Raw genomic sequence first — 26,481 nt, 5'->3', positions numbered from 1 at the left:
GGAGATTGTCCTCAGTCCTTGACGGCGCCGGCCGTGACGCCGGCGGCCACGTAACGCTGGGCCAGGATGAGCAGCAGCGTCGCGGGGATGGAGGCGACCACGGCGGTGGCCATGATGGCGTTCCATTGCTGGTTGTTGTTGCCGATGTAGCGGTAGATGCCGAGCGTGATGGGCTGGTGGTCGGCCCCGCCGGCCAGCGTGGTGGCGAAGACGAAGTCCGACCAGGCCCACAGGAACGCGAACAGCGAGACGGTGACCACGGCGTTGCGGCTGACCGGCAGCACGACCGACCAGAACGTGCGCAGCGGGCCGGCCCCGTCCACGGTGGCCGCCGCGGTCAGCTCGTCCGGGATGCCGGACATGAACGCGGTGAAGATCAGCACGCCGAACGGGACGGCGATGGTCGAGTCGGCCAGGATCAGCCCGGCCGTGGTGTTGAGCACGCCGGCCTTGAGATAGATGGCGTAGAAGCCCATCGCCATGATGATCCCGGGGATCATCTGGGCGATCAGCAGCACGAAGCTCAGCGCGCCGCCGCCGCGCGGTCGCAGCTTGGCCAGCGAGTAGCCGGCCGGGGCGGACAGCACGACGGTGAGCAGGACGGTGCCGAGCCCGACGATCAGGCTGGTGCCCAGGTACGGCAGCTGCTGGTCGAGCACCGCGCGGTAGCCCTCAGCGGTGGCGTCGAACGGGAACACGTGCGGCGGGCTGGCCCGCATGTCGGTGTCCTTGGTGAACGACACGTTGATCATCCAGTAGACCGGGAACAGCATGATCGCCGTCAGCACGACCCCGATGCCGGTTTTCAGTGGCCGGGTCACGCTTGCCTCCGCTGGATCCGGATGTAGACGAGCCCGCAGATCAGGGCCATCACGATCAGCAGGTTGCCGACCGCGGCGCCGGGACCGAACTCCGGCAGCAGGTTGCCGAAGCTCAACCGGTACGACCAGGTGGCCAGCGTCGTGGACGAGTCGGTCGGCCCGCCCTTGGTCATGATCCAGATGATGTCGAAGACCTTGAGGGTGTAGACCAGCCCGAGCAGCAGGGTGATGGCCGAGACCGGCCGCAGCAGCGGGAACGTGACCCGCCAGAACGTCGACCAGCCGGACGCGCCGTCCAGCGCCGCCGCCTCGTAGATCTCGTCCGGGATCGCCCGCAGCCCGCTGTAGAGCACCACCAGGTTGAACGGCACGCCGATCCAGATGTTGGCGATGATCACCGAGACCAGCGACCACTGCGGCGAGGTGAGCCAGTTGACCGGGTCCACCCCGAGGACACCGAGCGCGGCGTTGACGATGCCGGAGTCGCTGTTGAGCATCCACGACCAGGTCGAGGCCGAGACGATCAACGGCAACAGCCACGGTACGAGGAACAGCGCCCGCAACGTCGCCGACAACCGGAAGTTCTGGGCGAAGAACACGGCCAGGGCCATCCCGATGGCGAACTGGAAGACCAGCGAGACACCGGTGAACACGACGGTGTGCAGCAACGCCGGCCCGAAGCTCGGATCGCCGAACACCGTGCGGTAGTTGTCCAGCCCGCTGAACGGGGCATCACCCCGCACGAACGAGCGCACGGTGTAGTGCCGCAGGCTCAGATCCAGGTTGCGGTAGAGGGGGTAGGCGTAGAAGGCCAGCAGGTACACCACGACCGGCGCGAGGAAACCCCAGGCCGCCAGCTGCCGTGTCCGCCGCGCGCGCCGGGCCGGCGAGGCCCCGGGCCGTACCGGGGCGGTGGTCGCCGTCCCGGTACGGATCGTCGTGTCGTGGGCCATGGCTACCGCGTCGCCGCCGCTGCCGTCGACTGGGCCGCCTTGAGCGCGTCCTGTGGCGACTTGGAGCCGCTCAGCGCGGCCTGGAACGCGGTCCACAGCGGCTGGGAGATCTTCGGGTACTTGGTGCCGAGGTCGTCGCTGGTGCGGCCCTTGGCCGCCTTGACCGCCTCGACCCAGACCTTGAGCTCCGGCGTGGCCGCGACCTGCTTGTCCTGCACGGCCGCGGTGGCCGCGACGTAGGACAGCGTGGTGTCGGTCGTCAGCGCGTTGTCGGCACTGGTCAGGCAGGCGATCAGCTGTTGCGAGACGGCGTAGCGGGCGGTGTCGGACTGCACCGGCGCGGTGACGAACTCGCCGCCGGTGGGCGCCGGGGCGGTGCCGCCGGCACTCGACGGGATCGCGATGATGCCGTAGTCGAAGCCGGTCTTCTTCGCGTTGGCCAGCTGCCAGGTGCCGTTCTCGCCGAACGCGTAGTCGCCGGTGGCGAACTCCTGCCAGCTCGTGGTCTGGGTGTTGTTGAGCACCGAGTTCGGCGCGTAGCCCTGCTTGAGCCAGCCGGTCCACAACGTCAGCGCCGACACGGCCTGCGGGGAGTCCAGCTGGGTCAGGTTCGCGCCGGAGCCCCAGAACCAGGGCAGGAACTGGAAGCTGCCCTCCTCCGTACCGATCGCCGAGAAGGTGATGCCCTTCTTGCCGGACTGCTTCACCTTGCCCAGGGCCGCGGTCAGCGCGGCCCAGTCCTTGATCTGGGCCGGGTCGACCCCGGCCTTGGTCAGCACGGCCTTGTTGTAGTAGAGCGCGAGCGTGTTGGCGCCGATCGGGATGCCGAAGGTCTTGCCGCCGCTCTGCCCGGCCGCCAGCAGGTTCGGCTCGACGCCGGTGGTGTCCAGCTTGGACTCCTCGGTGGTGGTCAGCGCGCCGGCCTCGGCCAGGGTGGAGACCACCGGGTTGTCGACGATGAGCACGTCGGGGGAGTTGTCCTGCTGGGCGGCGAGCAGCGCCTTGTTGGTCAGGTCGGTGGTGTCGTAACCGGTGCGCTTGACGGTGACCCCGGCGTCGGTGCCGCACTTGGTCAGCAGCTTCACCCAGTCGGAGGTGTCGTCGAACTGCGGGTACGGATCCCAGATCGTGTAGGTGCCGCTCGCCGCGCCGGAGGCGCTTGAACCGGAGTCGGAGGACGAGCAGGCGACGGTGAGGCAGGCGGTCAGGGTCAGTGCGGCAGCGGCGCCGAGCCGTCGGCGGTTGCCGGGGGAAAGTCTCATCAGATGCCCCTCGGGCCAGGGAGGAAGAAAACAAGGAAAACGATTGCCTTGAAGTTAGGGAGCACCTTGCGGCCGTGTCAAGGGCTGATTACCGTGTGGTTACGCCGACCACGAAAGCCCGGCCGGAAAACCTGGAGGAAACACTGACCACCATCGGACGGGCCGTCACCATCGCCGAGGTCGCCGCCCTCGCCGGGGTCTCCGTCGGCACCGCCTCCAAGGCCCTCAACGGCCGCGGCAGCCTGCGCCCGGAGACCCGGCAGCGGGTCCGGGAGGCCGCCGACCGGCTCGGTTTCGTGGCCAACGCGGCGGCGCGCAGCCTGCACTCGGGACGCACGTACACGGTCGGCATGATCACCACCGACAGCATCGGCCGGTTCAGCATCCCGCTGTTGATCGGCGCCGAGGACGCCCTGGGCGCCGGTCAGGTCTCGGTGTTCCTCTGCGACGCCCGCGACGACCCGATCCGCGAGCAGTACTACCTGCGGACGCTGCTGAGCCGCAATGTCGACGGCATCATCGTCACCGGCCGGCGCACCCAGGCCCGCGCCCCGATCGCCGCCGGCCTGCACGTGCCGGTGGTGTACGCGTTCATCAGCTCGGCCGACCCGCAGGACTGCTCGGTGGTCCCCGACGAGGCTGACGGCGCGCGCCGGGCGGTGCGGCACCTGCTGTCCACCGGCCGGCGCCGGATCGCGCACGTGACCGGCCCGGAGCACCACCACTCCGCGACGGTCCGGGCGGCCGCCACCGAGCAGACCCTGCGCGGCGAGGGCCTCGACCTCGCGGTGCCGGTGCTGTTCGGCGAGTGGAGCGAGGCCTGGGGCCGGCAGGCGGCGGGCCTGCTGCTGGCCGCCGGCGCGGACGTCGACGCGATCTTCTGCGGCAGCGACCAGATCGCCCGCGGCGTCGCCGAGGCGCTGCGCGAGGCCGGCCGGGCCATCCCCGGCGACGTCGCCCTGGTCGGCTTCGACAACTGGGACGTCATGGTCGACGGCTGCCGCCCGGCGCTGACCAGCATCGACATGGACCTGGAGGGCATCGGCCGCTCGGCCGCCGAGCTGCTGCTGGCGGCGATCAACGGCGATCCGGTACGCGGCAAGCGCACCCGGCCCTGCCGGCTGGTCCCGCGCGCCTCCACCGCCCGGTGACCCGCCGGCCGGAGCGGTATCAGCCGGTGCGCGGCGTGACCAGGCCGGACTCGTAGGCCAGGACCACGAGCTGGGCCCGGTCGCGGGCGTGCAGCTTGGCCATCGCCCGGTTGATGTGGGTCTTGGCGGTCAGCGGGCTGATCACCAGGCGCTCGGCGATCTGGTCGTTGGACAGCCCCTGCGCCACCAGGGCGACGGCCTCGCGTTCGCGGTTGGTCAGCTCCTTGAGCTGCGCGCCGGCGCCGGTGCGGCGCGGCTCGGTGACGTACCGGCTGATCAGCTTGCGGGTGATCGACGGCGCCAGCAGCGCGTCCCCGCGCGCGGCGACCCGGACGGCGTGCAGGAAGTCCTCCGGCACGATGTCCTTGACCAGGAACCCGGCGGCGCCGGCCCGCAGCGCGTCGAAGACGTACTCGTCCAGGCCGTAGTTGGTCAGGATGACCACGTGCACCCCGGCCAGGTCCGGGTCGGCGGCGATGCGCCGGGTCGTCTCGATGCCGTCCAGCACCGGCATCTGGATGTCGAGCAGGACGATGTCCGGCCGGTGCTCGCGGGCCAGGGCCAGGCCCTGCCGGCCGTCGGCGGCCTCGGCCACCACCTCGATGTCGTCCTCCACGTCGAGCAGCGCGCGGAAACCGCTGCGCAGCAACGGCTGGTCGTCGACCAGCAGGACCCGGATCACGCGGTCCGGTCCACGGGCAGCTCGGCCCGCACGGTGAAACCGCCGCCGGTGCGGGGCTCCGCGCGCAGGCGCCCGCCCAGGGCGGTGACCCGCTCGCGCATCCCGAGCAGCCCGACGCCGGGCGTCGGAGCGCTGCCCGGCGTGGCCCGGCCGTCGTCGTCGACCTGGATCGCCAGGCCGTCCGGGCGGTAGTGGATCCGGACCGACGCGGTCGCGGCGGCCGCGTGCCGGGCGATGTTGGTGAGCGACTCCTGCACGATCCGGTACGCGGTGCGGTCCACCGCCGCCGGCACGTCCTGCCGGGCTCCCTCGATCGTCAGCGTCGCGTCCAGCCCCGACGCCCGGGCCCGCTCCACCAGCTCCGGGACGTGCCCGACACCCTGCGGCGGGGCGGTGCCGTCGTCACGCAACGCCTCCAGGGTGGCCCGCAGCTCCCGGGTCGCCTCCCGGCCGGCCTCGCGGATGGCCAGCAGGGACTCCGGCACCTCCTCGCCCCGCTTGCGGGCCACGTGCACGGCGGCCTCGGCCTGCACCTTGATCACCGAGATCTGGTGGGTGAGCGAGTCGTGCAGCTCCCGCGCGATGTGCAGCCGTTCCTCGTCGGCCCGGCGCCGCGCGGTCTCCTCCCGGGTGCGTTCGGCCTCGTCCGCGCGCCGCTCGGCCTGCCGCAGCGCCTCACCGGCGGCGCCGGCCGCGATCAGCCAGGCCAGCTCCAGCGCGCTGCGGGCCCGGGTGAACGCCTCGCCCAGGTCGTGCAGCGACACCAGGGCCGCGAACGGCAGCGCGGCCAGCATGGCCACCGACACCACGATCGTGAGCCGGCGGTGTCCGGCCCGGACGGCGGCGTACACGGCGACCAGGTACGCCACGGCGGGCACGTCGAACCCGGCCGCCTGCCAGCCCACCGCGCACAGCCCGGTGACGACCAGCACCGCTACGGGAGCCTTCCGGCGCGCGGCCAGCGCCAGGCCGGCCGCGACCAGCAGCACGTAACCCAGCGGGCCGAGATCCGTGGCGGGCCGGCCGGACAGCCCGCCGGTCAGCAGCGCCCCCGCGATGCCGACGGCGATCGCCCAGTCGGTGACCGCGGCCCGTCTCCTGCTCATGGCCGCACCCTAGCCGCAAAGTCGCCGCGAGCGAGTCCTGCCCGGGGACGACCGGACGACTACCGCAGCCGCGGTACGTGCGCCGTTTCTGCTGCGTGCGCGGCAGCCGGCTGCGGCATCGGTGGCACCGCGAAGTGTCTGCGGCTGCCGGACGATCCGCGCCGCCGCCGGCGACAGGATCAGGCGACATCCGCCGAACCCGAGGAGAGCGCCGATGCCCACCGAGACCCCACCCGCGGACGGCGCCCTGGCCCGGCTGGCCCGCTTCTGCTACCGGCGCCGCCGCCTGGTCGTGCTGACCTGGATCCTCGGGGTGCTCGCCGTGTCGGTCCTGGGCTTCGGCTTCGGCGCGGACGCCGACAACGCGTACTCCGGCGGCGGGTCGGACTCGGCCAAGGCCCAGGCGCTGATCGAGCGGCACTTCCCGCAGCAACAAGGAGACACGCTCACCCTGGCCGTCCGGGCGGACCGGGGGATCGACGACCCGGCCACCCGGCAGCGGATCGAGCGGGTCCTCGCCGAGCTGGACGCCGCCGCGGTCACCGGGCCGGTGGTCTCGCCGTACGCGGACCCGGCACTGGTGACACCGGACCGCCGGATCGCCCGCACGACCATCCCGTTGACCGGCCGGGAACTGCCCAAGGCCGACGTCGTGCCGCTGGTCGACGCGGTCCGGGCGGCCTCCGGGGACGGTCTGACGCTGGGACTGGGCGGGGAGGCGGCGGAGAAGGCCGAGACACCCCCGCAGGGCCCGGCCGAGGGTGTGGGCCTGCTGGCCGCGGCGGTGATCCTGTTCATCGCGTTCGGGTCGCTGGTCGCGATGGGCCTGCCGATTGTCACCGGCCTGCTGGCCGTGATCGGCGGCGTCGCCCTGATGAAGATCGTGGGACACGTGGTGCCGGCCCCGGACTTCACCGTGCTCGTCGCCGTGCTGATCGGCCTCGGCGTCGGCATCGACTACGCGCTGTTCATCCTCACCCGCTACAAGGACAGCCTGCACGACGGCGACGATCCCGAGCACGCCACGGTCAAGGCCGTCACCACGGCCGGTCACGCGGTGCTGTTCGCCGGCACCACCGTCCTGATCGCGCTGCTGGGCCTGATCGCCATGGGACAGCGGATGATGACCGGCGTGGCCATCGGCGCCTCGGTGACCGTGCTGGTGACGATGGTCGCCGCGGTGACCCTGCTCCCGGCGTTCCTCGGCTTCACCGGCCACAAGATCAACTCTCTGCGGCTGCCGCGCCGGACGCTGCGCACCCGCCGGGCCGAGGGTGTCCCGCCGCGGGAACGCCGGGCCCCCGCCGAGCGCTGGGCCGGCGTGGTGCAGCGCCGGCCGGTCGTCGCCGCGCTGCTGGCCGGCGCGCTGCTGCTGGTGCTCGCGGTGCCCGCGTTGTCGATGCGGCTCAGCCTGCCCGACGCCAGCGTCCAGCCGCACGACCGCAGCAGCTACACCTCGTACGAGATCATCTCCGCGGGTTTCGGTCCCGGCTACGGCGCGCCCCTGATCTTCGCCACCCGGATCGGCTCGCCGGACACCGACCTGGGTCCCGTCGTGGCGGCCGTCCGCGCGACCGGCGGCATCGCCTACGCCACGCCGCCGCGGGTCAGCCAGGACGGGCAGGCCGCCACCTTCATGGCCTTCCCCCGGACCGGATACCAGGACGAGGCCACCACGGAGCTGGTGCACGAGCTCCGCGACGACGTCCTGCCCCGGGCCTCCGGTGGCGGCGAGGTCTACATCGGCGGTCCGAACGCCGCCACCATCGACTTCGCCGAGGAGGTGAGCTCGCGCCTGCCGTTGATGATCGGCGTCGTCATCGGGCTGTCCCTGCTGCTGCTGATCGCACTGGTCCGCTCGGTCACGATCGCCCTGCAGGCCGCGGTGATGAACCTGCTGTCGATCGGCGCCGCGTACGGCGTCCTGGTCGCGGTCGTGCAGTGGGGCTGGCTCGGCACCGCGCTCGGGTTCCCCACCGGCATGCCGATCACCACCTGGGTCCCGATGATGATGTTCCCGCTGCTGTTCGGCCTGTCGATGGACTACGAGGTCTTCCTGATCTCCCGGATCCGCGAGGAGTACGAGCGCACCGGCGACACCCGCCGGGCCGTCACCCGGGGCCTGGCCCGGACCGCCAAGGTCATCACGGCCGCGGCCGCCATCATGATCGCCGTCTTCACCACCGCCCTGCTCGGCCCGGACGTCTCCGTCAAGCAGATCGGCCTGGGCATGGCCGTCGCGGTGCTCATCGACGCCACCGTCGTCCGGATGGTCCTCGTCCCCGCGGTGATGGAGCTGTGCGGCAACGCCAACTGGTGGATGCCCGGGCGCCGGGCACCGCGCGCGGCCCCGCCGGCACCGGCCGGCATCCGGGAAGACGCCACCGTCTGACCGTCCTGACAGGAGTGATCCCGATGCGCAAGGTCTTCGTCGTCAGCAGCACGCTCGTCGTGATCGTCGTGCTGACCCAGTTCTACCTGGCCGGAGTCGGCGGGTTCAGCCGGCCGGCCACCACCGACTCGTGGACGGCTCACCGCGCCGGCGCTCTGGCCGTCATGGTGGTCGTGCTGATCGACATCGTCGTCGCGGCGCTGGCCCGGGCCGGCGGGCGGATCGTCGCGTTCGCCGCGCTGCCGCTCGGGCTGGTCGTCCTGCAGTTCGTCCTGGTCGCGCTCAGCAACGCGCTGGGCGGCAGCCAGGACGACCGCACCGGCCTCCCGCTGTACGTCGTCGCCCTGCACGTGCTCAACGGCCTGGCCATCCTCGGCGCCGCCGTCACCGGTCTGAGGAACGCGCGCCGCCTCGCCGCCGGTGCGGTCACCGGCTCTCCGCGGATCCACACGGCATGAGCGTGGTGCTGGTCCTCGACCTGCTCCTGATGGTCGTCTCCGCCGGGCTGTGGGTGGCGGCGTGGCCGTTGCGCGACACCCGGGCCGGCACCCCGGTGCTGATCGCGGCCGTGCTGGCCACCGTGGCGCGGGTCGCCGTGGTGGTCGTGCTCGGCCGGGCCGGCTGGTGGTTCCTGCCGGACCGGCTGGTGACCGCGGTCCCGCTGACCCTGGCGGCGGTGGTGGCCGGGATCGCGGTGACCCGCCGCCGGAAAGCCGCGGTGCCGGTGCTGATCATCGCGGCGTACCTGGCGGTCGCCGGCCTGGCGATGCAGCTGGTGGTCGGCTACCCGGTCACGGCGGGCGGCCTCGTGGCCGTCCTGGGGCCCGGCGCGGTGGCTCTGCTGGTCTGGCGGCTGCGGGCCCGGACGGCCCGGATCGCGGTAATGGCCGCCGCAGCCGTCGCGTTACTGGCGGCGGGCGTCACGGCCGCCGCCGGCAGCCGGTTGCCCGACCGGCTCGACCACCACGCCGGGCACGGCGTGTCCGTCGCCGACCTGCGGGGGCCGGACCGCCCGCCGACCCGCAGCTTCACACTCACCGCCCGCGCCGCAGTGGTCACCCTGCCCTCGGGAAAGACGGTCGACGCGTGGACCTTCAACGGCTCGCTGCCGGGCCCCGAACTGCGGGTGACCCGGGGTGACCTCGTCGAGGTGATCCTGCGCAACGAGCTGCCGGACACCGGGGTCACCCTGCACTGGCACGGCTACGACGTGCCGGCCGGCGAGGACGGCGTCGCCGGGGTCACACAGGACGCGGTCCCGCCGGGCGGCACGTTCACCTACCGGTTCGTGGCCGAGGACGCCGGCACCTACTGGTACCACTCGCACGAGCTGTCCAGCACGGCCGTCCGCAGAGGTCTCTACGGCACCCTGGTGGTGGACCCCGCCGGGGCCCGGCCGGCGGAGACGGATCTCGTCCTGCCCGTGCACCGCTTCGGCGGCGGCGTGACCGTTCTCGGCGGATCGGACCGGCGCGAGACCCGCGACGTGCCCGCGGGCCGGCCGGTCCGGCTGCGGCTGATCAACACCGGCAACAACGCGCACCGGGTGGCGGTCAGCGGGACGCCGTACACCGTGGGCGCGATCGACGGCCGGGACCTCAACGGTCCGACCCCGTTGACTGCCGAGACCACCCTGCGGCTGCCCGCCGGTGGCCGCTACGACGTGCTCTTCACCATGCCCGCGGGGGCCGTGCACGTCATGGTGGACGGGCGGGAGTCCGAGGGGCTGCTGTTGGGCGCCGGTGCGGCACCCCCGCACCCGGACGGGACCGAGCTGGACATCACCCGCTACGGCAGGCCCGCCCCCGGACCGTTCGGCCGCTACGACAAGGACTACACGCTGGTGCTGGACCGGCTGATCCGGTTCCTGGACGGGGTGCCCGGCTACGCGTACACGGTCAACGGCGACGTCTACCCGGACATCGCGCCGCTGATGGTCGACGAGGGTGACGCCGTACGCACCACCGTGGTCAACCGCGGCACCGACAGCCACCCCATGCACCTGCACGGCCACCACGTGCTGGTGCTGTCCCGCAACGGGCGCCCGGTGAGCGGCAGTCCGCTGTGGCTGGACACGTTCGACGTGCTGCCCGGCGAGGTGTGGCAGGTGGCGTTCCGGGCCGACAACCCCGGGATCTGGCTCGACCACTGCCACAACCTGCCGCACGCCCGGCAGGGGATGGTGCTGCACGTGGCGTACCGGGGAGTGACGTCACCGTTCGCCGTCGGCCGGCGCACGCCCAACCATCCCGAATGAGCCGTCCGGGACCGTTACGGTGCGGGGGTGGATGTCGACTTCACCGACCCCGGGTTCGTGCGCGACCCGTACCCGCGGCTCGCCCGGCTGCGCGAGCAGGCGCCGGTGAGCTGGCACGAGCCGACCGGCCGGTGGCTGGCCGCCGGGCACGCCGCCGTCGAGGCCGTGCTGCGCGACCGCCGCCTCGGCCGGTTCTGGCGCGACCGCGAGCCCGCCGCGGTCTACGAGCCGTTCAACCTGCTGCACCGCAACCAGATGATGGAGAACGAGCCGCCGGTGCACACCCGGTTGCGGTCGCTGGTCGCCCGGGCCTTCACCCGCGGGCACGTCGAACGGCTGGGCCCGGCCGTCGCCGCCGAGGCCACCGCCCTGCTGGAGACCACCGGCCCGGAGTTCGACCTGCTGGCCGAGGTCGCCGAGCCGCTCGCCGTCACGGTCATCGCCGAGCTGCTCGGGGTGCCGCCCGCCGACCGGCACCGGCTGCGGCCCTGGTCGGCGGCGATCGTGCGGATGTACGAGGTGTCGCCGAGCCCGCAGACCGAAGCGGCCGCCCTGACCGCGAGCCAGGAGTTCGCCGACTACCTGCGCGACCTGGCCGAACGCCGCCGGGCCGAGCCGCGCGACGACCTCGTCAGCCGGCTGGTGGCGGTCCGCGACGGCACCGACCGGCTCTCCGCCGACGAGCTGGTGGCCTCGGCGATCCTGCTGCTCAACGCCGGCCACGAGGCCTCGGTGAACGCGCTCGGCGGCGGCCTGGTGGCCCTGCTGCGGCACCCGGACCAGCTCGCGCGGCTGCGCGCCGACCGGGGACTGCTCCCGGCCGCGACCGAGGAGATGATCCGGTACGACCCGCCGCTGCACATGTTCGTCCGTACCGCCGCGGCCGACGTCGAGCTGGCCGGCGTCACCGTGCCCGCCGGCGCCGAGGTGGCCGCGCTGCTCGGCGCGGCCAACCGCGACCCGGCCGTGTTCACCGACCCGGACACGTTCGACGTGGGCCGCGACCCCAACCCGCACGTGGGCTTCGGCGCCGGCCTGCACTTCTGCCTCGGCGCGCCACTGGCCCGCCTCGAACTGCGGACGGCCGTGGCCGCCCTGCTCGACCACGCAGCCCGCCTGGAGCTGGCCGCCGAGCCGGTCCAGCGCCCGACTTTCGTCCTGCGCGGCTACACCGCCGTCCACCTGACGAAGCGGCCGTAGCCGCACCCGAAGAGAACCGTAAGCGCGCCCGGACGTGATGACACCGGCGTCAGCGGCGGAAGGGCCCGGTGACGCAGTAGGTGATGCCACCCGAGGACGATCCGCTGGTGCCGCGCTGCGAGGAGAAGTACAGCCGGTCGTCGGCCGGGGTGAAGGCCGGCCCGGTGATCTCGGAGCCGCTCTGGCCGGTGACCCGCAGGAACGGCGAGACCTTGTCGTCCGGCGTGATCAGGCAGATGTCCATGCTGCCGCCGTCCTCGGCGACGTACAGGTCACCGGCGGTGGTGCCGGTGATGTTGTCCACCCCGGACAGCGGTGCGGTGCCCGGGCCGACCAGGTTGTCGTCGTACGCGAGCTCGTAGGTGCCGGCCGCCAGGTCGACCTGCCAGACCCGGTTGTCGCCCTTGGTCGTGAACCAGACGGTGTCGTCGGCGTAGTGGCAGCCCTCGCCGCCGTTGAAGGACTTGGCCCCGGACACCTGGTAGCGGGTGGCGGTGGGGGAGCCGTCCGGGTCGGGCACGGTGGCCCAGGTGAAGGTGCCGGCGGTGGCGGTGCCGGCCCGGAACACCTGCAGCGTGCCGGTGGACAGGTCACCCCAGGTCGCGGGGACGAAGCGGTAGAACCTGCCGTCGGTCTCGTCCTCGGTGAGGTAGACGACCCGCCGTACCGGATCGGCCGCCGCGGCCTCGTGCTTGAACCGTCCCATGGCCGGGCGGAAGACGGCCGCGCCGCCCAGGGGGTACGTTTCGAAGACCCGGCCCAGGCTGACCTCCTCACAGGACAGCCAGGTGTGCCACGGCGTCTTGCCGCCCGCACAGTTCTGGTTGGTGCCGGACAGGATCCGTGACGCGCCGACGATCGCCCCGGCGGAGTTGAACAGGATCCGCGAGGCGCCGCCGCCGGAGGCGGAGCTGACCTCGGAGTTGGAGACGTAGACCCAGCCGGTGCCGTTGGGGATGACCGCGCCGCCGTCGGGGGCGTCGTGCCAGACGTAGGACGTGCCGTTGACGACCTGCCGGGACCGGGCCACGACCGTACTGGTGAACCCGGCCGGCAGCTGGATGCCCCGGGCGTCGGCGCTCTGCAGCGGGCCGTAGGGCCCGGTGGCGTTCTGTGCCGGTGCGCCGTACGCCGCGGACCACGCGGTGAAGGGCAGCGCCATCGCTCCCGCGCTCACCGCTGTCGCTCGCAGCATCGTTCGCCGATCCATGGAACCTCCTCGATGGGGTTCCTGGAGCCTGCGGGCGGTGCGTTGCCGGTCACGATGCGGCGCGTGAACCCGGGGTGGATTCTGGACCGCGACTTGGCTCAGCTGAACCGGGCGACCGCTCGCAGCGGCGCGTGGCGCATCACGAAGCCGACCGGCACCCACGGCCAGGCCGGCACCTTGGCCTGCGGGCGCTCGCGTTCGATGGCCCGCACCATGGCCCGCACGCCCCGCTCGGTGGAGACCATCATCGGCTTGGGCTTCGCCGCCGGGTTGGCCTCCGAGACGATGTAGCCGGGAAAGACCGTGGTGACCTTGACCGCGGTGCCCAGCAGGTCGGCACGGATGCCCTCGGCGAGCGCGGCGACCCCGGCCTTGGTGGCGGCGTAGGTGGTCATCCCGCGGGGCAGGCCACGCATCGCGCTCATCGAGGAGATCACCACGAGGTGGCCGTGGCCCTGGTCGCGGAAGATCTGCGTGGCGGCTTCGCACTGCGCGAGCGCGGCGACGAAGTTGGTCTGGGCGCTGTGCAGGTTGGTGTCGAAGCCACCGGTGCCGATCGACCGGCCCTTGCCGCCACCGGCGTTGACGATCACCCGGTCCAGCGTCCCGAACTCGGCCCGGACGGCGTCGAAGACCTTGAAGACCTGGGCGTGCTCGGTGACGTCGAGCTGCCGTACCGTGACGGTGATGCCCGGATGGGCGGCCAGCAGCTCGTCCCGCAGGGCCTCGAGCCGGTCCAGCCGGCGCGCGCAGAGCGCGAGATCGCGGCCGCGCGCGGCGAAATCGCGGGCCATCTGCTCGCCCAGCCCGGCACTCGCCCCGGTGATCAGGATGTTCTTCCGCACGCCCACGCGCCCGACCTTTCCTCGCCCTGGGTCCAGTCTCCAGCCTGCCGGATCTCCGCCGGCGGCCGGGGCGCGCGCACTGCTACCGCAGGTGATCTCGCGCGATATTCGCGGCGCTGGATCAATGCGGCACTGGACCCGCGTCAACGACTCACGACACTAGTGTCTGGCCGGCGTCGCGTCGTCGCGGTGCGGCCGGGCGTCGCGGCGGCGCGCGGCCTTGCCGGCGTACATGTCCGCGTCGGCCAGGCCGATCAGCAGGTCGCGGTCCACCGCCAGGCCCGGCCGGGCCTGTGCCAGGCCGATGGTCACGCCCACCGACACCACGCCGGCCGGCAGCGGGAACGGCGCCCGGACGGCCTCGATGATGCGGGCGGTGAGCTCGGCCGTCCCGGAACCGAGCGCGCCCCGGCAGAGGATGAGGAACTCGTCGCCACCGAGGCGCCCGACCAGGTCCTCCCGGCGGACGGCGGCGGTCAGCCGGGTGGCCACTGCCTTCAGCACGGCGTCGCCCGCCGGGTGCCCGTACCGGTCGTTGACGGGTTTGAAGCCGTCGAGGTCGCAGAGCAGGATCGCGACCTCATCGAGGGTGCCCCGGTCGACCTCGGCGAGGGCCCGGTCGATCTCGGCCGCGATGTGCCGGCGGTTGCACAGCCCGGTCAGCTCGTCGTGGGTCGCGTGGTAGGCCAGGGTCTGCTCGGCGTGGTCGCGCTGGCCGGACAGGTGCCGGATGCGCAGCAGCACCAGCGGGACGACCAGCAGCGTCCCGACCGGCAGCAGCAGGCTGGCCGACTCGGTGCCGCGCAGCACCTGCACCGCCGCGATCAGCGGATTGGCACTCAGCGCGGCGGCGAGCCAGCCGAGGCGCTGGTTCCCGGCGCCCGGCCCGGCGCTCAGCGGCAGGGTGATCGCCGGCGCGTCCGGATGCAGCGGCGCCGCCGCGAGCGTCAGGTACGCCGCCATCATCACCCCGGTGCTCCAGACGGTGCCCGAGCCGGTGGTCAGCGTGCCCGTGGCCGTGGCGGCCAGTGTCAGAAGCCCGGTGACCAGCAGATAGCCCAGGGTGCCGCGGCCGGGCCGGGCCATCATGCCGATCCGCAGCACGCAGCCGATGACGCCGCACAGCACCAGCAGGTCGGCCAGCAGCAGCACCTCACCGAAGGGCTGGGCCGCCGCGGGCAGGCGCGGCTGGATGATCCACTCCCAGACCGGTCCGCCCGCGCACAGCCCGAACAGGGTGGCGTCGATGATGCCGCCCGGATCGGCGCTGGCCCGCCGGCGCACGGCCGCGGCCACGCCGACCAGGAAGAACATGTGGGCGGTGGACTGCGTCAGGTCGAGCGCCGAGCCCTGCGCCCGGCCCAGGTGCGGCTCGTTGACCCAGCCGGGGAAGAGCAGCTGACCGGCGAAGAGCAGGATCAGGCCGACGACCGCGAGCAGCCAGGGCCGGCGGTCCGGCAGGTGCCCGCTGGCCAGGGCCGCGAGGAGGGTGAGGATCGGCAGCACCGAGACCAGGGTGTAGACCACCGGGCGCCCGTCCGGCCCGGCCAGGGCATACGCCACGCCGGCGCCCACCACGGCGGCCGCGGTCGCGGCGTGTACGGGCCAAGCCGGTGCTGTGGCTCGCGGCCAGCGCATCGGCAGGTCCCCCTCTCGACGTGTCGCCACCCTGATCGGTCTCACGCATGCGGATCTGAGCAGAACATGTCCCCGCGCGCCGGCGATACCCTTCGCGGGGGGATCTTCGGTCTGATCGGTCGGTTTCGCGTCGCTTGCTGTCGCCGGCCGGCGGGATGCGCGAGGCTGCCGGTATGGCTGATCCTCTGCTGGACCGTGACGCGGCGACCGCGGCGCTCGCCCAGGTCTCCGCGGCCGCCGGGCCCTACCTCGACTCCCTGGCCGAACGGCCGGTGCACGACCCCGCCGCCGCGAAACTGCTCGCCGGCCTGGCCGGTCCGCTGCCGGAGACCGGCGACGGCACCGCCGCGGCCGTCGAGCGGCTCCTCGAGATCGGCACGGCCACCGCCACGGCGTCGTCCGGGCCCCGGTTCTTCCACTTCGTCACCGGCGGCAGCACCCCGGCCGCGCTGGCCGCGGACTGGACCGCCGGGCTGCTCGACCAGAACGCGTTCGCCCGGGTGTCGTCGCCCTTCGCGCACGAGGTGGAGACGGTGGTCCTCGACTGGCTGCGGCAGTTGTTCGGGCTTCCGGCCGGCTGGGGCGGGGCGCTGGTCGGCAGCGCGACCTTCGCCAACTTCACCTCCCTCGGCTGCGCCACCCAGTGGTGGGGCGAGCGCCACGGCGCCGACACCGTCCGCGACGGACTGTCCGGGCTGCCGCGGATGCCGGTGCTCTCCGGGGGCTACGTGCACGCCTCCGCCCGCAAGGCCCTGCAGATGCTCGGACACGGACGGGAAGCGGTCGAGGTCTTCGCCCGCGACGACGTGGGCCGGGTCGACCTCGACGCCGTCGAACGGCGGCTGGCCGAGCTCGGTGGCGCCCCGGCGGTGCTCATCGCCAACGCCGGCGAGGTCAACGCCGGCGACTTCGACCCGGTCGACGCGCTGGCCGCCCTGGCCGAACGGTACGGCGCCTGGCTGCACGTCGACGGCGCGTTCGGGCTGTTCGCCGCCCTGTCGCCGCGCAGCGAGCACCTCGTGCGGGGGATCGAGCGGGCGCAATCCATCGCCGCCGACGGGCACAAGTGGCTCAACGTGCCGTACGAGAGCGGGTTCGCGCTGATCCGGGAGCCGGAGCGGCTGGGCACCGCGTTCGGGATGCCGGGGGCCGCGTACCTGCCCGGACCGCAGGACCCGGGTGGCGGCTACGGCCTGTACGGGCCCGAGTCGTCGCGGCGGGCCCGGTCGCTGCCGATCTGGGCGACGCTGACCGCGTACGGGCGGCAGGGTCACCGGGCCATGGTGGAGCGCCACCTCGACCTGGCCCGGCACCTGGCCCGGCGGGTCGACGAGGCGCCCGAGCTGGAGCGCCTCGCCGACGTGCCGCTGTGCATCGTGTGCTTCCGGGTCGCCCGCCCCGGCCTGGCCGAGCAGGACCTGGACCGGTGGAACCGGGCCGTCGGCGAAGCCCTGATCGCCGACGGCCGGGTCTTCTGCGGCACCACCGTCTACGGCGGCCGGGTGGCGCTGCGGCCGGCGATCGTCAACTGGCGCACGACCGAGGCCGACATCGACCTGTTCGTCGACGTGGTCCGGGAGCTCGCCGCCCGCACCCGGCCGGACGCACCTTCCTCCTAGCGGGTGGTCGCCGCGCTGTCGCGGGCGATGCGGACCAGTTCGAGCAGGCCGTCCGCGTACTCCTGGGATTCGGCGTGGGCCTCGTCGAACGGGGGCTGGAAGCCCACGCCCTCCCACTGCTGGGTGTCCTCGTTCCAGATGTCGTTGCCGACCTCGAAGTCCCAGGCCGCGATGCCCAGTTCGTAGTAGAGCTGGTCGGCCGAGTTGCCCGCCGCCGAGTACAGGACGTCGGCGACCGGGCCCGTGTACGCCGGCCAGGTCACCGTGCCGCGCGAGGCGGAGATCGCCCCGACGATGCGGCGGGCGCTGTCCTGGAAGTACTTCGCCTCGTCGATCGACGGCCGGGGCAGGGTGACCCGGCCCGCCGCCTTGTACGCCCCCGGTGACCACATGAAGTAGCCGCCGTAGCTGTGCACGTTCAGGGCGTACTTGATGTGCGGGTTGGCCTTGGCCAGCGCGATCACGTTGTTGCTCTCGGCCTCCGACAGCTCGCCGGTGCCGGCGTACGTGCCGGACAGGCAGTTCGGGCTGCCACCCACGTAACCGTCGAAGTAGGAGCCGACCGTGTAGTTGCGGTTGATGTCGACGCCCCACGAGTTGCGCAGGGCGGGGTCGCGGGATGCGCCCGTGCAGTGGTTGACCAGGTTCTTGCGCTGGAAGTTGTAGTCGTTGAACGAGTAGTTCGCGCCGTCCGGGTTGACCGTCGGGATGACGAAGACCTCGACCGAGTTCAGCAGCTCGCGGGTCGCCGGGTCGGTCGCGTAGTTGGCCAGCAGGCGCTCGGCGAACTCCAGCGTGACCAGCGGCGTCGCCCATTCCCGGGCGTGCTCCTGCGAGTAGGCCAGCACGCCGACCTTGGAGCCGTCGCGCACCGCGCCGATCCGCAGCGCCTGCACCGTCCACGGCCGCTGCGGCACCTCGCTGCCGGCCAGGCCGTCGTCGAGCCGGGCCGGGCCGGTGACCGGCATCGGCACGCCCGCCGAGCCCTCCTCGACGAACGCGGTGAAGCGCTGCGGGTAGCGCGCGGTGATGAACGCGGCCACGTCGTCGGTCGTGCTGATCACCTTGCCGCCGGCGTCGGTCGCCAGCGACACGGTCAGCACCCGGTCCCGGTACGTCGCACCGAGCGGCCTGTTCGCCCGCCCCGGGTCCACCGTGCGCACCTGCACGCCGTTCATCCCCTGGTCACCGAACTTGACCGACTCGACCACGACGGCCGCCGCGGCCGGGTCGCCGAGGTACGCCGCCGCCGTACGCCGGTATCCCTGGGTGCGGCGCGGCAGATCGACCACGTCGACCAGGTCGTCGTACTGCCGGCCCAGCCGCTGGATCCGTGCCCTGATGTCGATGGGCGTCATGTACGCGTCGATGAAGTCCTTCTGGTAGCCCGTCGGCAGCGGCGGCGGGGTCGCGTTCGGCCAGGCTGTCGGCGTGACCACGCGGGACCGGCCGCCGAGACTGGAGGTGGCGCTGACCTTGACCGGCTTCGCGGGCAGCCGCTGCGGGACCTCCACGTGGTACTGGTATTCGCCCGAGTCCTCGAAGCGGTAGAGCGGGTAGCTGCCGGTGGTGCCGTCGGCGGTCGTCCAGGTCACGGTGATCTCGACGTCCGGGTCGTCGGAGGCGGAGGTGGCGACCTGGGTCTGCAGGAAGGTCCGCCCGTTGCTGGTCCACCAGTACGCCTGCAGGAACTGCAGGGTGTCCTCGCCGGCCAGGCGCGCCGAGCGCCGGCCCTCGGCGAGCCGGCGGGCACCGTCGGCCTCGGTCTGGATCACCTGGACGGCCACCGCGCCGCGCCGGGTGAGCGCGGCCAGCTCGGCGGACGTCACCACGACGTCGGCCATGACCTGCCCGTCGGTGGTGCGCGGCCGGGTGGCGACGTCCGCTCCGGAGGCGACGAGCTGCTGGAACGCGGCCTCGTCGGGCAGCCGGAAACGGATGAGGGCACTCTGGCCGGGGTCGAGGGCGATCTCCGGCGCGGTGGCCGGCGCGCTCGGTGGAGCCGCGGCACTCGCACCGGGGTGGGTGAGTAGTCCGACGGTCAGCACGGCTGTTGCGGCGGTGGCCGCCCAGCGGCGTCTGGATGACATCGAGCCTCCTGCGACATCGAAGGATGATGACACCCAGACCAGTCCATCCATCGACCTGTGTCAACTGCCGCCGGCGCGCTCCCGGAAGTGGCCGCGGGCGCTGGCCGGGCGGCTCCCGTCGAGGTCGGTGAAGCCGTACTCCTCGGCGAGCTCGGCCGCCACCAGGCAATGTCCGGTGTGGCGGGCCACCGCGGGATCGCCCGCCAGGGCCACCACCGCGCGCCCCACGAACTCCGGTGACTCCGAGTTGGACAGGTCCATGAACTCCGCCGCCCTCAGGACGCCCTCGGTGCGGACCAGGCCGGGGTAGAGGCTCACAGCGGTGACCTGCCGCGGCCGCAGCTGCTCGGCCATCACCGCGATCATGCGGTCGTCCGCGGCCTTGGCCACGCTGTACGCCACCTGGTCCTCGCCGCTGAGATAGCTGCCGGGGAAGAACGACACCGTGACGACCAGGGCGCCCGGGCGCAGCACCGGCACGGCCAGCACGGTGGTGGTGTAGTGGGCGCGGACGCCGCCGGTGAACATGTCGTCCCAGACCGACAGCGGCTGCTCCCAGAACACGCCCTCCATGTCGGTGTGCCTGTCCTCGTGGTACGGCCGGTAGCCGGCCCAGACGTTGTTGACCAGCAGGTCGAGGCCGCCGCTGCGGTCGCGGACCGCGTCGATCACGTCCGCGACCCGGCTGTCGTCGGTGTGGTCGCACACCATCGGGACGCCCCGGCCGCCGGCCGCCGTGACCTCCCGCGCGGTCTGCTCGACGCTGCCCCCGACGCGCGGATAGGTGATGCTGCCGCCGGTGGACCGGCCGGTGACGTACACGGTGTGGCCGGCCGCGCCGAGGGCCAGCGCGATGCCCTTGCCGACCCCGCGGCTGGCCCCGGTCACCAACGCGATGCGCTCATCAGTCATGCCGGGATCCTGCCGCGGGGGTACGACAAGAACGGGCTATCCGACCGGCGCGGGGACCGCGGGCCGGCTGCCGTCGCGCAGCCGCAGGAACAGCCCGGCCGAGGCGAGCAGGACCACCGCGCTGATGGTGTAGCCGGCCTCGATGCCGTGGCGGGTGGCCTGCCAGCCGATCACCGGGATGGCCACCGCACCCACCGCCTGCATGAGCAGCGACTGCACCGACAGCATCGTGGCGCGTTCGCCCGGCTCGACCCGCTCGTGCAGCAGGTGGGCCTGCGCCGGGAAGGCGGCGCCCAGCCCGATGAAGAGCACGCAGTACGCGATCCCGGCGAGCACCAGGGCCACCGTCCCGGACAGCATCGCGCAGCCCGCCAGCCCGGCCAGGGCCACCGCCGACACGGTCCAGCCGGCCGTCGCCGCCCGGGCGTGCGAGGCGAAACGGCGTACCGCCCCGGCGGCCAGCATGCCGCCGATCGCGTCCGCGCCGAAGCCGGCCGCCGCGACCACCGCGTACGTGGCGGCGGCCCGGGGCCCGGTGGAGAGGCCGGCCAGCCAGGCGGGCGTGAGCAGTTCGATCGTGCCCAGCGCCACGCCCGCCCCGCCCGCGGCCAGCATGAGCCGGGTCAGGGCCCGGTCGCGGCCGGCCATCCGCAGCCCGGTGACCACGGTGGCCGGCACGCCCCGCAGCACGACACCGAGTGCCGGACGCGCGTGCGGCGGCTCGGGCAGGCTGGTGGTGAGCACCGCCCGCAGCACCTCGACGCCGGCGGCCATCAGTACCGGCACGGCCAGGGCCGGCAGCGGACCGACCCGGCCCAGGACCAGCGGCAGCAGCCCGCCGATCAGGGTGCCCGCGCCCAGGGCCAGCGACGCGGCGACCTCGCCGCGGGCCAGACCGGCGGTCAGGTCGGTCTCGCGTCCCCGCTCGGCGTGCACGGTGTCGACGTACCAGGCTTCGAGCGGGCCGGTGGACAGGGCCCGGGCCGCGCCGCGCAGCACGGCCGAGGCCAGGAACAGGGCGACCGTGTCGGCCAGACCGAGCAGCAGCAGGCCGGCGGCGCCCGCGACCGCCGAGGCGATCAGCACCGGCCGGCGTCCGAGCACGTCGGCCAGCCCGCCGGTGGGCAGCTCGAGCACGGCGATGGTGAGGCCGTAGGCGACGCCGACGACCGCGATCGTCGACACCGTCAGGCCGCGGTCGAGCATCAGCAGGACCAGGGGGACCAGGTAGAGCCCGGCCGGCAGCCAGAGCAGAGCGTTCAGCAACGCGTAGCGGCGCGCGGCCGCGACGGCGGTCATCGGTCCGCGGCGCGGGGGAACCCGGCCACCACGACGGAGACCACGGCGGCCGCCGGATCGTCGGAGTCACGGGCGCGCAGCTCGTCGAGGTGGGCGTAGAAGCGGTCCCACAGCTCGCTCAAGGACGGCTCGGTCAGCCGGACCACGAGGTCGCCGATGCCCGCGGCCTCGACCCACGCCGGGGCGAGCCGGTCCTGCTCGGCCTCGAAGCGTTCGACGTCGCCGATCAGGACCTCGACCTGGCGGCGGCGCATCATCGCGGCCGCTTCCCGCCCGGCGTCGGTGGCCGCGAGCTGGGTGTTGCTCCAGCCGGTCGTGCGGTGCACGGCGGCCCAGCGGCGTTCGCGGGGATGTCGGCGCTCCCGCGGCTCGGCCGGCGCCTCGGCGACGAATCCGTGCCTGGCCAGGATGCGCAGGTGGTAGCTGGTGGATCCGGTCTCGGTGTCGAGCCGGTGAGCCAGCTCGGTGGCGGTCGCCGGGCCGTGCCGGCGCAACAGCGCGAGCATGCGCACCCGCAGCGGGTGGGCGACGGCCTTGAGGTCGGCGGGATCGGTGACGTGGCGCTCCTGCTGAGGATCGGTCATGGGCTCACCCTAGACCGTGCAGAGACTTCTATGCAGAGATTATTCTGCAAGGATTCCGACCGGGCGGCGGCGGGCCGCCCACCGCGTCACCGGTACGGTGGCCAGCCCGGCCACCGCGATCAGGACGCCCAGGATCAGCCAGCCCGTCGCGCCGTACCCCAGGATCAGACCGGTCAGCGCGGCCGGGCCGAGAATCCGGGCCAGCGGGATGCCGCTGTTGTACATGCCCTGGTAGAGGCCGTGGCGTCCGGCCGGGGCCAGCCCGAAGCTGAGCTCCCAGCTGCCGGCCGCCTGCAACATCTCGGCCAGCACCTGCAGCAGTCCGGCCACCACGAGCACCACGCAGGTCAGACCGGGGGAGGGAGTGCTGCCCGTGACCGCGAAGACAGCACAGGCGCCGAGCATCACCAGCCCAGCGGTACGGACAGTGCGCGCTGCCGACGACACATCGGTGACCCGGCGGGCCACCCGCATCTGCCAGAGCATCACGCTGACCGTGTTGAGCGCCAGCACGACCGCCGCCATCCACGTCGGCGCCTCGGTGGCCGCCACGATCCACAGCGGAATCACCAGGCTGAGCAGCGGCATGTAGAGCAGCATCACGGCGTTGAGCAAGGTCAGCACCGCGTACGGGCGGTCCCGCAGGACCGTCAGCGCCCGCTCGCCCCCGGCCACCGGCGTCGGCGCCGTGCCGCTCGGCAGCCGGCTCAGCAGCAGCGCGGCGATCCCGAACGCGACGGCGTCGAGGGCCAGCACCGTCACGTACGCCGCCCGGGTGTCCAGGGCGAGAGCGATCGCGCCGACGACCGAGCCCAGGGCCAGCCCGCCGTTGATCCGCGACTGCAGCCGGGCCCGGACCCGGGTCCGTTCCGCGGGCTCGACCAGCCGGGTCAGCAGCGCCTGGCGGGCGGCGATCAGGCCGGACTGGCAGACGCCGTACGCGCAGATGACCACCAGGAAGGCCGGGAAGCCACGCGCCACCGGCAGCACCGCCACCGCCACCGCGGTGCCCGCCGCCAGGGCGACCGCGGCGCGACGAGGGCCGATCCGGTCGGCCAGATGGCCCAGCGGCATGCTGGCCAGGAACCCGGCGCCCCAGGCGAGCGACACACCCAGCCCGAACCGGGTCGCGGACAACCCGACCACGTGCGTGAAGTACAGCGCGAACGTGACGTAGAAGGCGCCGTCCCCGATCGCGTTGACCAGGTGGGTACGCGCCAGCGTGGTGGCGACCCGGGCGGTGTCGGCGTTCATGGTCTCCACCTTCGGCGTTGATCGGTACGCCGCAGAAGTGCCAATGACCGCCGAACCGTTCGGGCCAATCCGGCTCACGGGGTGAAGCAGCGGGCCAGCCGGCGCAGTGCCTCGGGGAGGCGGTCGGTGGGGATGCTGCCGTACCCGATCACCAGGCCGTCGCGTTCCGGCGGCGCCGCGCAGAAGTCGGCCAGGCTCTGCACGCCGACCCCGGCGCGCTCGGCCCGGGCGACCACGGTGGCGGCGTCCACCCCGGCGTCCGGGCGCAGGTGGGCGGTCAGGTGCAGGCCGGCCACCGAGGGCACCGGAACGAGCCGGCGGCCCAGGTCGCCGTCCAGCGCGGCGAGCAGCAGGGCGCGGCGGGCGCCGTACACCTTGGTGGCCGTGCGCAGGTGCCGGCCGAACAGGCCCTCCTCGATGAAGGCCGCCAGGGCCGCCTGGGTGCCGATGTCGCCGTGCCAGTCAGCGACCTGCCGGGCCAGCCGCAGGGCCGGGAGCAGCGTGGCCGGCGCGACCAGGAAGCCCAGCCGCAGCGCCGGCAGCATGGTCTTGGAGAAGGAACCGACGTAGCTGACGTGACCGCCGCGGTCGAGGCTCTGCAACGGCTCCAGCGGCCTCTTCTCGAAGCGGAACTCACTGTCGTAGTCGTCCTCGACGACGGCGCTGCCGTGCCGTTCCGCCCATGACAGCAGCTCTCTGCGCCGGGCGTGCGACATCGGGACGCCCAGCGGGAACTGGTGTGACGGTGTCGTGTAGACGATCCGCGCCCGCGGTGGCAGCGCGTCGACGACCAGCCCTTCGTCGTCGACGGGCACACCGACCACGGTGGCGCCGTGGGACCGGAACAACCGGCGGGCGGGCGGATAGCCCGGCTCCTCCACCGCCACGACGTCACCGGGCTCCACCAGCACCCGGGCGATGAGGTCGAGCGCCTGCTGGGCGCCGTCGGTGACCAGCACGTCGCCGGGCCCGGTGCGCACCGAGCGGGAGATGCCGAGCCAGCGGGCCACCGCGGCGCGCAACGCGGGATGCCCGGCCGGGTCGGCGTAGCTGCCCGCGGCCAGGGTGCCGGTGCGCAGCTCCCGGTTGACCAGGCGACGCCACGACGGCAACGGGAACAGCGCCGGGTCCGGGGTGCCGACCCGCAGGTCGTACCGGGGCTCCGGGCGCTGCGGAGGAGCCGAGGCGAGCTCCGGCCAGATCCCGCGGGGCTGGAGGCTGCCACCGGGCGCGGCGCCGGCGGGCCGGTCCAGGGCGGCAGAGCCGTCGACGAAGGTGCCCGAGCCGACCCGCGCCGTGACGAAACCCTCCGCCAGCAGCCGCTCGTACGCCGTCGAGACGGTGTTGCGGGACACCGCCGCGCTGCGGGCGAGCTCACGGGTGGGCGGCAGCCGCTCGCCGGGGCGCAGCCGGCCGTCCAGGATGGCCTCCCGGAGCTGCCGGTACACCTGGACGACAAGATCCCCGGAACCGGTCAGGTGCACCTGGAAGCTCATCGTCCCCGCGATTGGTCTGCTCGGAAGGCGCCGAATTGGCCCTTGGGAGGTGCCACTCTACCGTCGTAGGCTCGGCCGGCCAACGAGAAGAGGAGCTGACGTGACCAGGGTGGATTTCTACTTCGACGCGGCCTGCCCGTTCGCCTGGATCACCTCCCGCTGGATTCTGGAGGTCCAGCGGCTGCGCGAGCTGGAGCTGCGTTTCCGGCCGATGAGCCTGTACGTGCTCAACGAGCACCGCGAGCTCCCGGAGTGGTACCGCGAACTGGTCGACCGGTCGCTCGGCCCGGCCCGGGTGGTGACCGCCGCCGCCCAGGAGCACGGCGAGCAGGTGCTGGGCGACCTCTACACGGCGCTGGGCACCCGCATCCACCAGCACCGCCGGCAGGACTTCGACGCGGTGGTCGGTCAGGCGCTGGCCGAGGCCGGGCTGCCGGCGACGCTGGCCGCGGCCGCCACCAGCACCGACTACGACGAGGCGCTGCGCAAGAGCCACCACGAGGGCATGGACCCGGTCGGCGAGGACGTCGGCACACCCACCATGCACATCGACGGGGTGGCGTTCTTCGGCCCGGTGCTGTCCAGCATCCCGCGCGGCGAGCAGGCGGCCAGGATCTTCGACGGCGCCCTGGCGCTGGCTTCCTTCCCGGACTTCTTCGAGCTCAAGCGCACCCGGACCGGCGAGCTGTCGTTCGACTGAGCCCGGGTCAGCCCAACCGGTCGAGGATCTCGCGGCAGGTCCCCGGCCGGGCCTGGCCGAACGCCGTCCCGGCCCACAGGTGCAGCGCCCCGGCGTCACCGGCCCGGGCCGCGGCGGCCCGGATGGGCGCGGTCAGGTGGTGCACCGCCGGGTAGCCGATCGGCGCGTCCGCGGAGTACGTGTCCGTGAACCGGTTGCGCAGCCCGCGGGCCGGCTGGCCGGTGAAGGCCCGGGTCACCACGGTCGAGGCGCCGTCGCTGCCCAGCGCCGCCCGATGCGCCTCCCGCGTGCCGGCCTCGGCGGCGAGCAGGAACATCGTGCCCACCTGGACGGCGGTCGCCCCGGCCGCGACCAACCCGGCGACGTCGGCCGCGCTGCCGACCCCGCCGGCTGCCACCACGGGTACGGGCACCGCCGCCCGCACCTCGCGGACGAGCTCGACCGTGCCCCGGTCCCCGACGTAGCTCGCGGGACGGGTCGTCGCGGAGTGCCCACCGGCGCTGCCGCCCTGAGCCACCACCATGTCGGCGCCCGCGGCCACGGCAGCTCTCGCCTCGTCCGCGTCGGTCACGGTGATCAGCACTGCCGAGCCCGCCCGGCGCAGCGCGTCGACCACGGCCGCGTCCGGGATGCCGAAGGTGAAGCTCACCCACGCCGGTGCCGCGGCCACGGCCAGCTCGACCTTGGCCGCGAAGTGGTCGTCGTCGTGCAGACGCAGCGGGGGCAGCTCGACGCCGTACCGCTCGGCCTCGGGAGCCAGCCGCGCCCGGTAGGCCTCCACTGCCGCCGCGTCGGGAGCGGTCCCCGACGGCACGAAGATGTTGAGCCCGTACGGATGACCGGCATCGTCCAGCTCCCGCAGCTGAGCCTCGACCACCTCGGGCGTCAGGTAACCGGCGGGCAGGAATCCCGCCGTCCCGGCCTCGGCCGCCGCCCGCACCAGCGCGGTCGTGGAGACCCCACCGGCCATGGGCGCGACGACGACGGACCGCTCGCAACCGTCCAGCATC

22 protein-coding genes are annotated in these 26,481 nt (G+C 73.4%); 7 read left to right on the top strand and 15 right to left on the bottom strand.

The features are described 5' to 3' along the window. Positions 1-11: 11 nt before the first annotated feature. The 3 genes from AB0C12_RS32220 to AB0C12_RS32210 are packed head-to-tail and all read right to left on the bottom strand — an operon-like array spanning position 12 to position 3,036. Positions 12-821, bottom strand: coding sequence for a carbohydrate ABC transporter permease (locus tag AB0C12_RS32220; RefSeq protein ID WP_360553630.1), 810 nt, complete (start codon positions 819-821; stop codon positions 12-14). After that, the gene (locus AB0C12_RS32215) at positions 818-1,774 is read right to left on the bottom strand and encodes a sugar ABC transporter permease (RefSeq protein WP_360553629.1); all 957 of its coding nucleotides are present in this window, start codon (positions 1,772-1,774) and stop codon (positions 818-820) included. Before AB0C12_RS32215 ends, AB0C12_RS32220 begins: the two co-directional genes overlap by 4 nt. 2 nt (positions 1,775-1,776) lie before the next feature. Then, positions 1,777-3,036: an extracellular solute-binding protein gene (locus AB0C12_RS32210; RefSeq protein WP_360553628.1), complete on the bottom strand. Its 1,260-nt coding sequence runs from the start codon at positions 3,034-3,036 to the stop codon at positions 1,777-1,779. Between the two features lie 95 nt (positions 3,037-3,131). On the opposite strand from AB0C12_RS32210, the gene AB0C12_RS32205 reads away from it, so the two are divergent. Further along, positions 3,132-4,187, top strand: coding sequence for a LacI family DNA-binding transcriptional regulator (locus tag AB0C12_RS32205; protein WP_360553627.1), 1,056 nt, complete (start codon positions 3,132-3,134; stop codon positions 4,185-4,187). A gap of 19 nt (positions 4,188-4,206) precedes the next feature. Here the strand turns inward: AB0C12_RS32205 and AB0C12_RS32200 are convergent, their stop codons facing one another. Then, on the bottom strand, positions 4,207-4,869 hold the full coding sequence (locus AB0C12_RS32200; RefSeq protein WP_360553626.1) for a response regulator transcription factor: 663 nt from the start codon (positions 4,867-4,869) through the stop codon (positions 4,207-4,209). Continuing rightward, entirely contained in the window at positions 4,866-5,975 is a 1,110-nt protein-coding gene (locus AB0C12_RS32195; RefSeq protein ID WP_360553625.1) for a histidine kinase, read from the bottom strand. The genes AB0C12_RS32200 and AB0C12_RS32195 overlap by 4 nt, the downstream gene beginning before the upstream one ends. Positions 5,976-6,189: 214 nt before the next feature. Here AB0C12_RS32195 and AB0C12_RS32190 point away from each other — a divergent pair, with 214 nt between their 5' ends. Genes AB0C12_RS32190 through AB0C12_RS32175 form a run of 4 tightly spaced genes read left to right on the top strand, consistent with a single transcriptional unit; the run spans position 6,190 to position 11,824 of the window. Then, positions 6,190-8,367: an MMPL family transporter gene (locus tag AB0C12_RS32190; protein WP_360553624.1), complete on the top strand. Its 2,178-nt coding sequence runs from the start codon at positions 6,190-6,192 to the stop codon at positions 8,365-8,367. A 23-nt stretch (positions 8,368-8,390) separates the two neighbouring features. After that, complete coding sequence (locus AB0C12_RS32185; RefSeq protein ID WP_360553623.1) at positions 8,391-8,825, top strand: DUF6220 domain-containing protein; 435 nt, start codon at positions 8,391-8,393, stop codon at positions 8,823-8,825. Further along, positions 8,822-10,624: a multicopper oxidase family protein gene (locus tag AB0C12_RS32180; RefSeq protein WP_360553622.1), complete on the top strand. Its 1,803-nt coding sequence runs from the start codon at positions 8,822-8,824 to the stop codon at positions 10,622-10,624. The genes AB0C12_RS32185 and AB0C12_RS32180 overlap by 4 nt, the downstream gene beginning before the upstream one ends. Before the next feature lie 27 nt (positions 10,625-10,651). Next, on the top strand, positions 10,652-11,824 hold the full coding sequence (locus tag AB0C12_RS32175; protein ID WP_360553621.1) for a cytochrome P450: 1,173 nt from the start codon (positions 10,652-10,654) through the stop codon (positions 11,822-11,824). 49 nt (positions 11,825-11,873) lie between these two features. Here the strand turns inward: AB0C12_RS32175 and AB0C12_RS32170 are convergent, their stop codons facing one another. The 3 genes from AB0C12_RS32170 to AB0C12_RS32160 form a co-directional block, all read right to left on the bottom strand. Then, positions 11,874-13,034: an alkaline phosphatase PhoX gene (locus AB0C12_RS32170; RefSeq protein WP_360553620.1), complete on the bottom strand. Its 1,161-nt coding sequence runs from the start codon at positions 13,032-13,034 to the stop codon at positions 11,874-11,876. Between the two features lie 98 nt (positions 13,035-13,132). Further along, positions 13,133-13,885, bottom strand: coding sequence for an SDR family oxidoreductase (locus tag AB0C12_RS32165; RefSeq protein ID WP_360553619.1), 753 nt, complete (start codon positions 13,883-13,885; stop codon positions 13,133-13,135). Between the two features lie 153 nt (positions 13,886-14,038). After that, a complete protein-coding gene (locus tag AB0C12_RS32160; protein ID WP_360553618.1) occupies positions 14,039-15,517 on the bottom strand; it encodes a GGDEF domain-containing protein in 1,479 nt (492 codons plus the stop codon). 173 nt (positions 15,518-15,690) lie between these two features. On the opposite strand from AB0C12_RS32160, the gene AB0C12_RS32155 reads away from it, so the two are divergent. Continuing rightward, the gene (locus AB0C12_RS32155; protein ID WP_360553617.1) at positions 15,691-17,136 is read left to right on the top strand and encodes a pyridoxal-dependent decarboxylase; all 1,446 of its coding nucleotides are present in this window, start codon (positions 15,691-15,693) and stop codon (positions 17,134-17,136) included. Here the strand turns inward: AB0C12_RS32155 and AB0C12_RS32150 are convergent. The 6 genes from AB0C12_RS32150 to AB0C12_RS32125 form a co-directional block, all read right to left on the bottom strand. After that, positions 17,133-19,226: a M14 family zinc carboxypeptidase gene (locus tag AB0C12_RS32150; protein ID WP_360553616.1), complete on the bottom strand. Its 2,094-nt coding sequence runs from the start codon at positions 19,224-19,226 to the stop codon at positions 17,133-17,135. The genes AB0C12_RS32155 and AB0C12_RS32150 overlap by 4 nt on opposite strands. Positions 19,227-19,286: 60 nt before the next feature. Then, on the bottom strand, positions 19,287-20,138 hold the full coding sequence (locus AB0C12_RS32145; protein ID WP_360553615.1) for an SDR family NAD(P)-dependent oxidoreductase: 852 nt from the start codon (positions 20,136-20,138) through the stop codon (positions 19,287-19,289). Between the two features lie 36 nt (positions 20,139-20,174). Further along, on the bottom strand, positions 20,175-21,437 hold the full coding sequence (locus AB0C12_RS32140; protein ID WP_360553614.1) for an MFS transporter: 1,263 nt from the start codon (positions 21,435-21,437) through the stop codon (positions 20,175-20,177). Continuing rightward, positions 21,434-22,021, bottom strand: a complete 588-nt coding sequence (locus AB0C12_RS32135) for a helix-turn-helix domain-containing protein (RefSeq protein ID WP_360553613.1) — start codon at positions 22,019-22,021, stop codon at positions 21,434-21,436. Before AB0C12_RS32135 ends, AB0C12_RS32140 begins: the two co-directional genes overlap by 4 nt. Positions 22,022-22,060: 39 nt before the next feature. Continuing rightward, a complete protein-coding gene (locus AB0C12_RS32130; RefSeq protein ID WP_360553612.1) occupies positions 22,061-23,275 on the bottom strand; it encodes an MFS transporter in 1,215 nt (404 codons plus the stop codon). A 74-nt stretch (positions 23,276-23,349) separates the two neighbouring features. After that, a complete protein-coding gene (locus AB0C12_RS32125; protein ID WP_360553611.1) occupies positions 23,350-24,771 on the bottom strand; it encodes a PLP-dependent aminotransferase family protein in 1,422 nt (473 codons plus the stop codon). Positions 24,772-24,871: 100 nt separating this feature from the next. Between AB0C12_RS32125 and AB0C12_RS32120 the strand changes: the two genes are divergently transcribed. Continuing rightward, entirely contained in the window at positions 24,872-25,471 is a 600-nt protein-coding gene (locus AB0C12_RS32120; RefSeq protein WP_360553610.1) for a DsbA family protein, read from the top strand. Between the two features lie 7 nt (positions 25,472-25,478). On the opposite strand, the gene AB0C12_RS32115 is transcribed toward AB0C12_RS32120, so the two are convergent. Continuing rightward, complete coding sequence (locus tag AB0C12_RS32115; protein ID WP_360553609.1) at positions 25,479-26,480, bottom strand: nitronate monooxygenase; 1,002 nt, start codon at positions 26,478-26,480, stop codon at positions 25,479-25,481. Position 26,481: the final 1 nt, after the last annotated feature.

The organism is Actinoplanes sp. NPDC048967 (genome assembly GCF_040649415.1).
Classification (GTDB): domain Bacteria; phylum Actinomycetota; class Actinomycetes; order Mycobacteriales; family Micromonosporaceae; genus Actinoplanes.
The sequence above is the reverse complement of the archived record's forward strand: the minus strand, read 5'-3'. Positions and strand labels throughout refer to the sequence as shown.

Bases quoted from the DNA above. Each gene is read 5' to 3' on its own strand.
- AB0C12_RS32215 (WP_360553629.1), bottom strand. From the start codon at position 1,774: ATGGCCCACGACACGACGATCCGTACCGGGACGGCGACCACCGCCCCG.
- AB0C12_RS32210 (WP_360553628.1), bottom strand. From the start codon at position 3,036: ATGAGACTTTCCCCCGGCAACCGCCGACGGCTCGGCGCCGCTGCCGCA.
- AB0C12_RS32195 (WP_360553625.1), bottom strand. From the start codon at position 5,975: ATGAGCAGGAGACGGGCCGCGGTCACCGACTGGGCGATCGCCGTCGGC.
- AB0C12_RS32190 (WP_360553624.1), top strand. From the start codon at position 6,190: ATGCCCACCGAGACCCCACCCGCGGACGGCGCCCTGGCCCGGCTGGCC.
- AB0C12_RS32185 (WP_360553623.1), top strand. From the start codon at position 8,391: ATGCGCAAGGTCTTCGTCGTCAGCAGCACGCTCGTCGTGATCGTCGTG.
- AB0C12_RS32180 (WP_360553622.1), top strand. From the start codon at position 8,822: ATGAGCGTGGTGCTGGTCCTCGACCTGCTCCTGATGGTCGTCTCCGCC.
- AB0C12_RS32170 (WP_360553620.1), bottom strand. From the start codon at position 13,034: ATGGATCGGCGAACGATGCTGCGAGCGACAGCGGTGAGCGCGGGAGCG.
- AB0C12_RS32160 (WP_360553618.1), bottom strand. From the start codon at position 15,517: ATGCGCTGGCCGCGAGCCACAGCACCGGCTTGGCCCGTACACGCCGCG.
- AB0C12_RS32155 (WP_360553617.1), top strand. From the start codon at position 15,691: ATGGCTGATCCTCTGCTGGACCGTGACGCGGCGACCGCGGCGCTCGCC.
- AB0C12_RS32150 (WP_360553616.1), bottom strand. From the start codon at position 19,226: ATGTCATCCAGACGCCGCTGGGCGGCCACCGCCGCAACAGCCGTGCTG.
- AB0C12_RS32145 (WP_360553615.1), bottom strand. From the start codon at position 20,138: ATGACTGATGAGCGCATCGCGTTGGTGACCGGGGCCAGCCGCGGGGTC.
- AB0C12_RS32140 (WP_360553614.1), bottom strand. From the start codon at position 21,437: ATGACCGCCGTCGCGGCCGCGCGCCGCTACGCGTTGCTGAACGCTCTG.
- AB0C12_RS32135 (WP_360553613.1), bottom strand. From the start codon at position 22,021: ATGACCGATCCTCAGCAGGAGCGCCACGTCACCGATCCCGCCGACCTC.
- AB0C12_RS32130 (WP_360553612.1), bottom strand. From the start codon at position 23,275: ATGAACGCCGACACCGCCCGGGTCGCCACCACGCTGGCGCGTACCCAC.
- AB0C12_RS32125 (WP_360553611.1), bottom strand. From the start codon at position 24,771: ATGAGCTTCCAGGTGCACCTGACCGGTTCCGGGGATCTTGTCGTCCAG.
- AB0C12_RS32115 (WP_360553609.1), bottom strand. From the start codon at position 26,480: ATGCTGGACGGTTGCGAGCGGTCCGTCGTCGTCGCGCCCATGGCCGGT.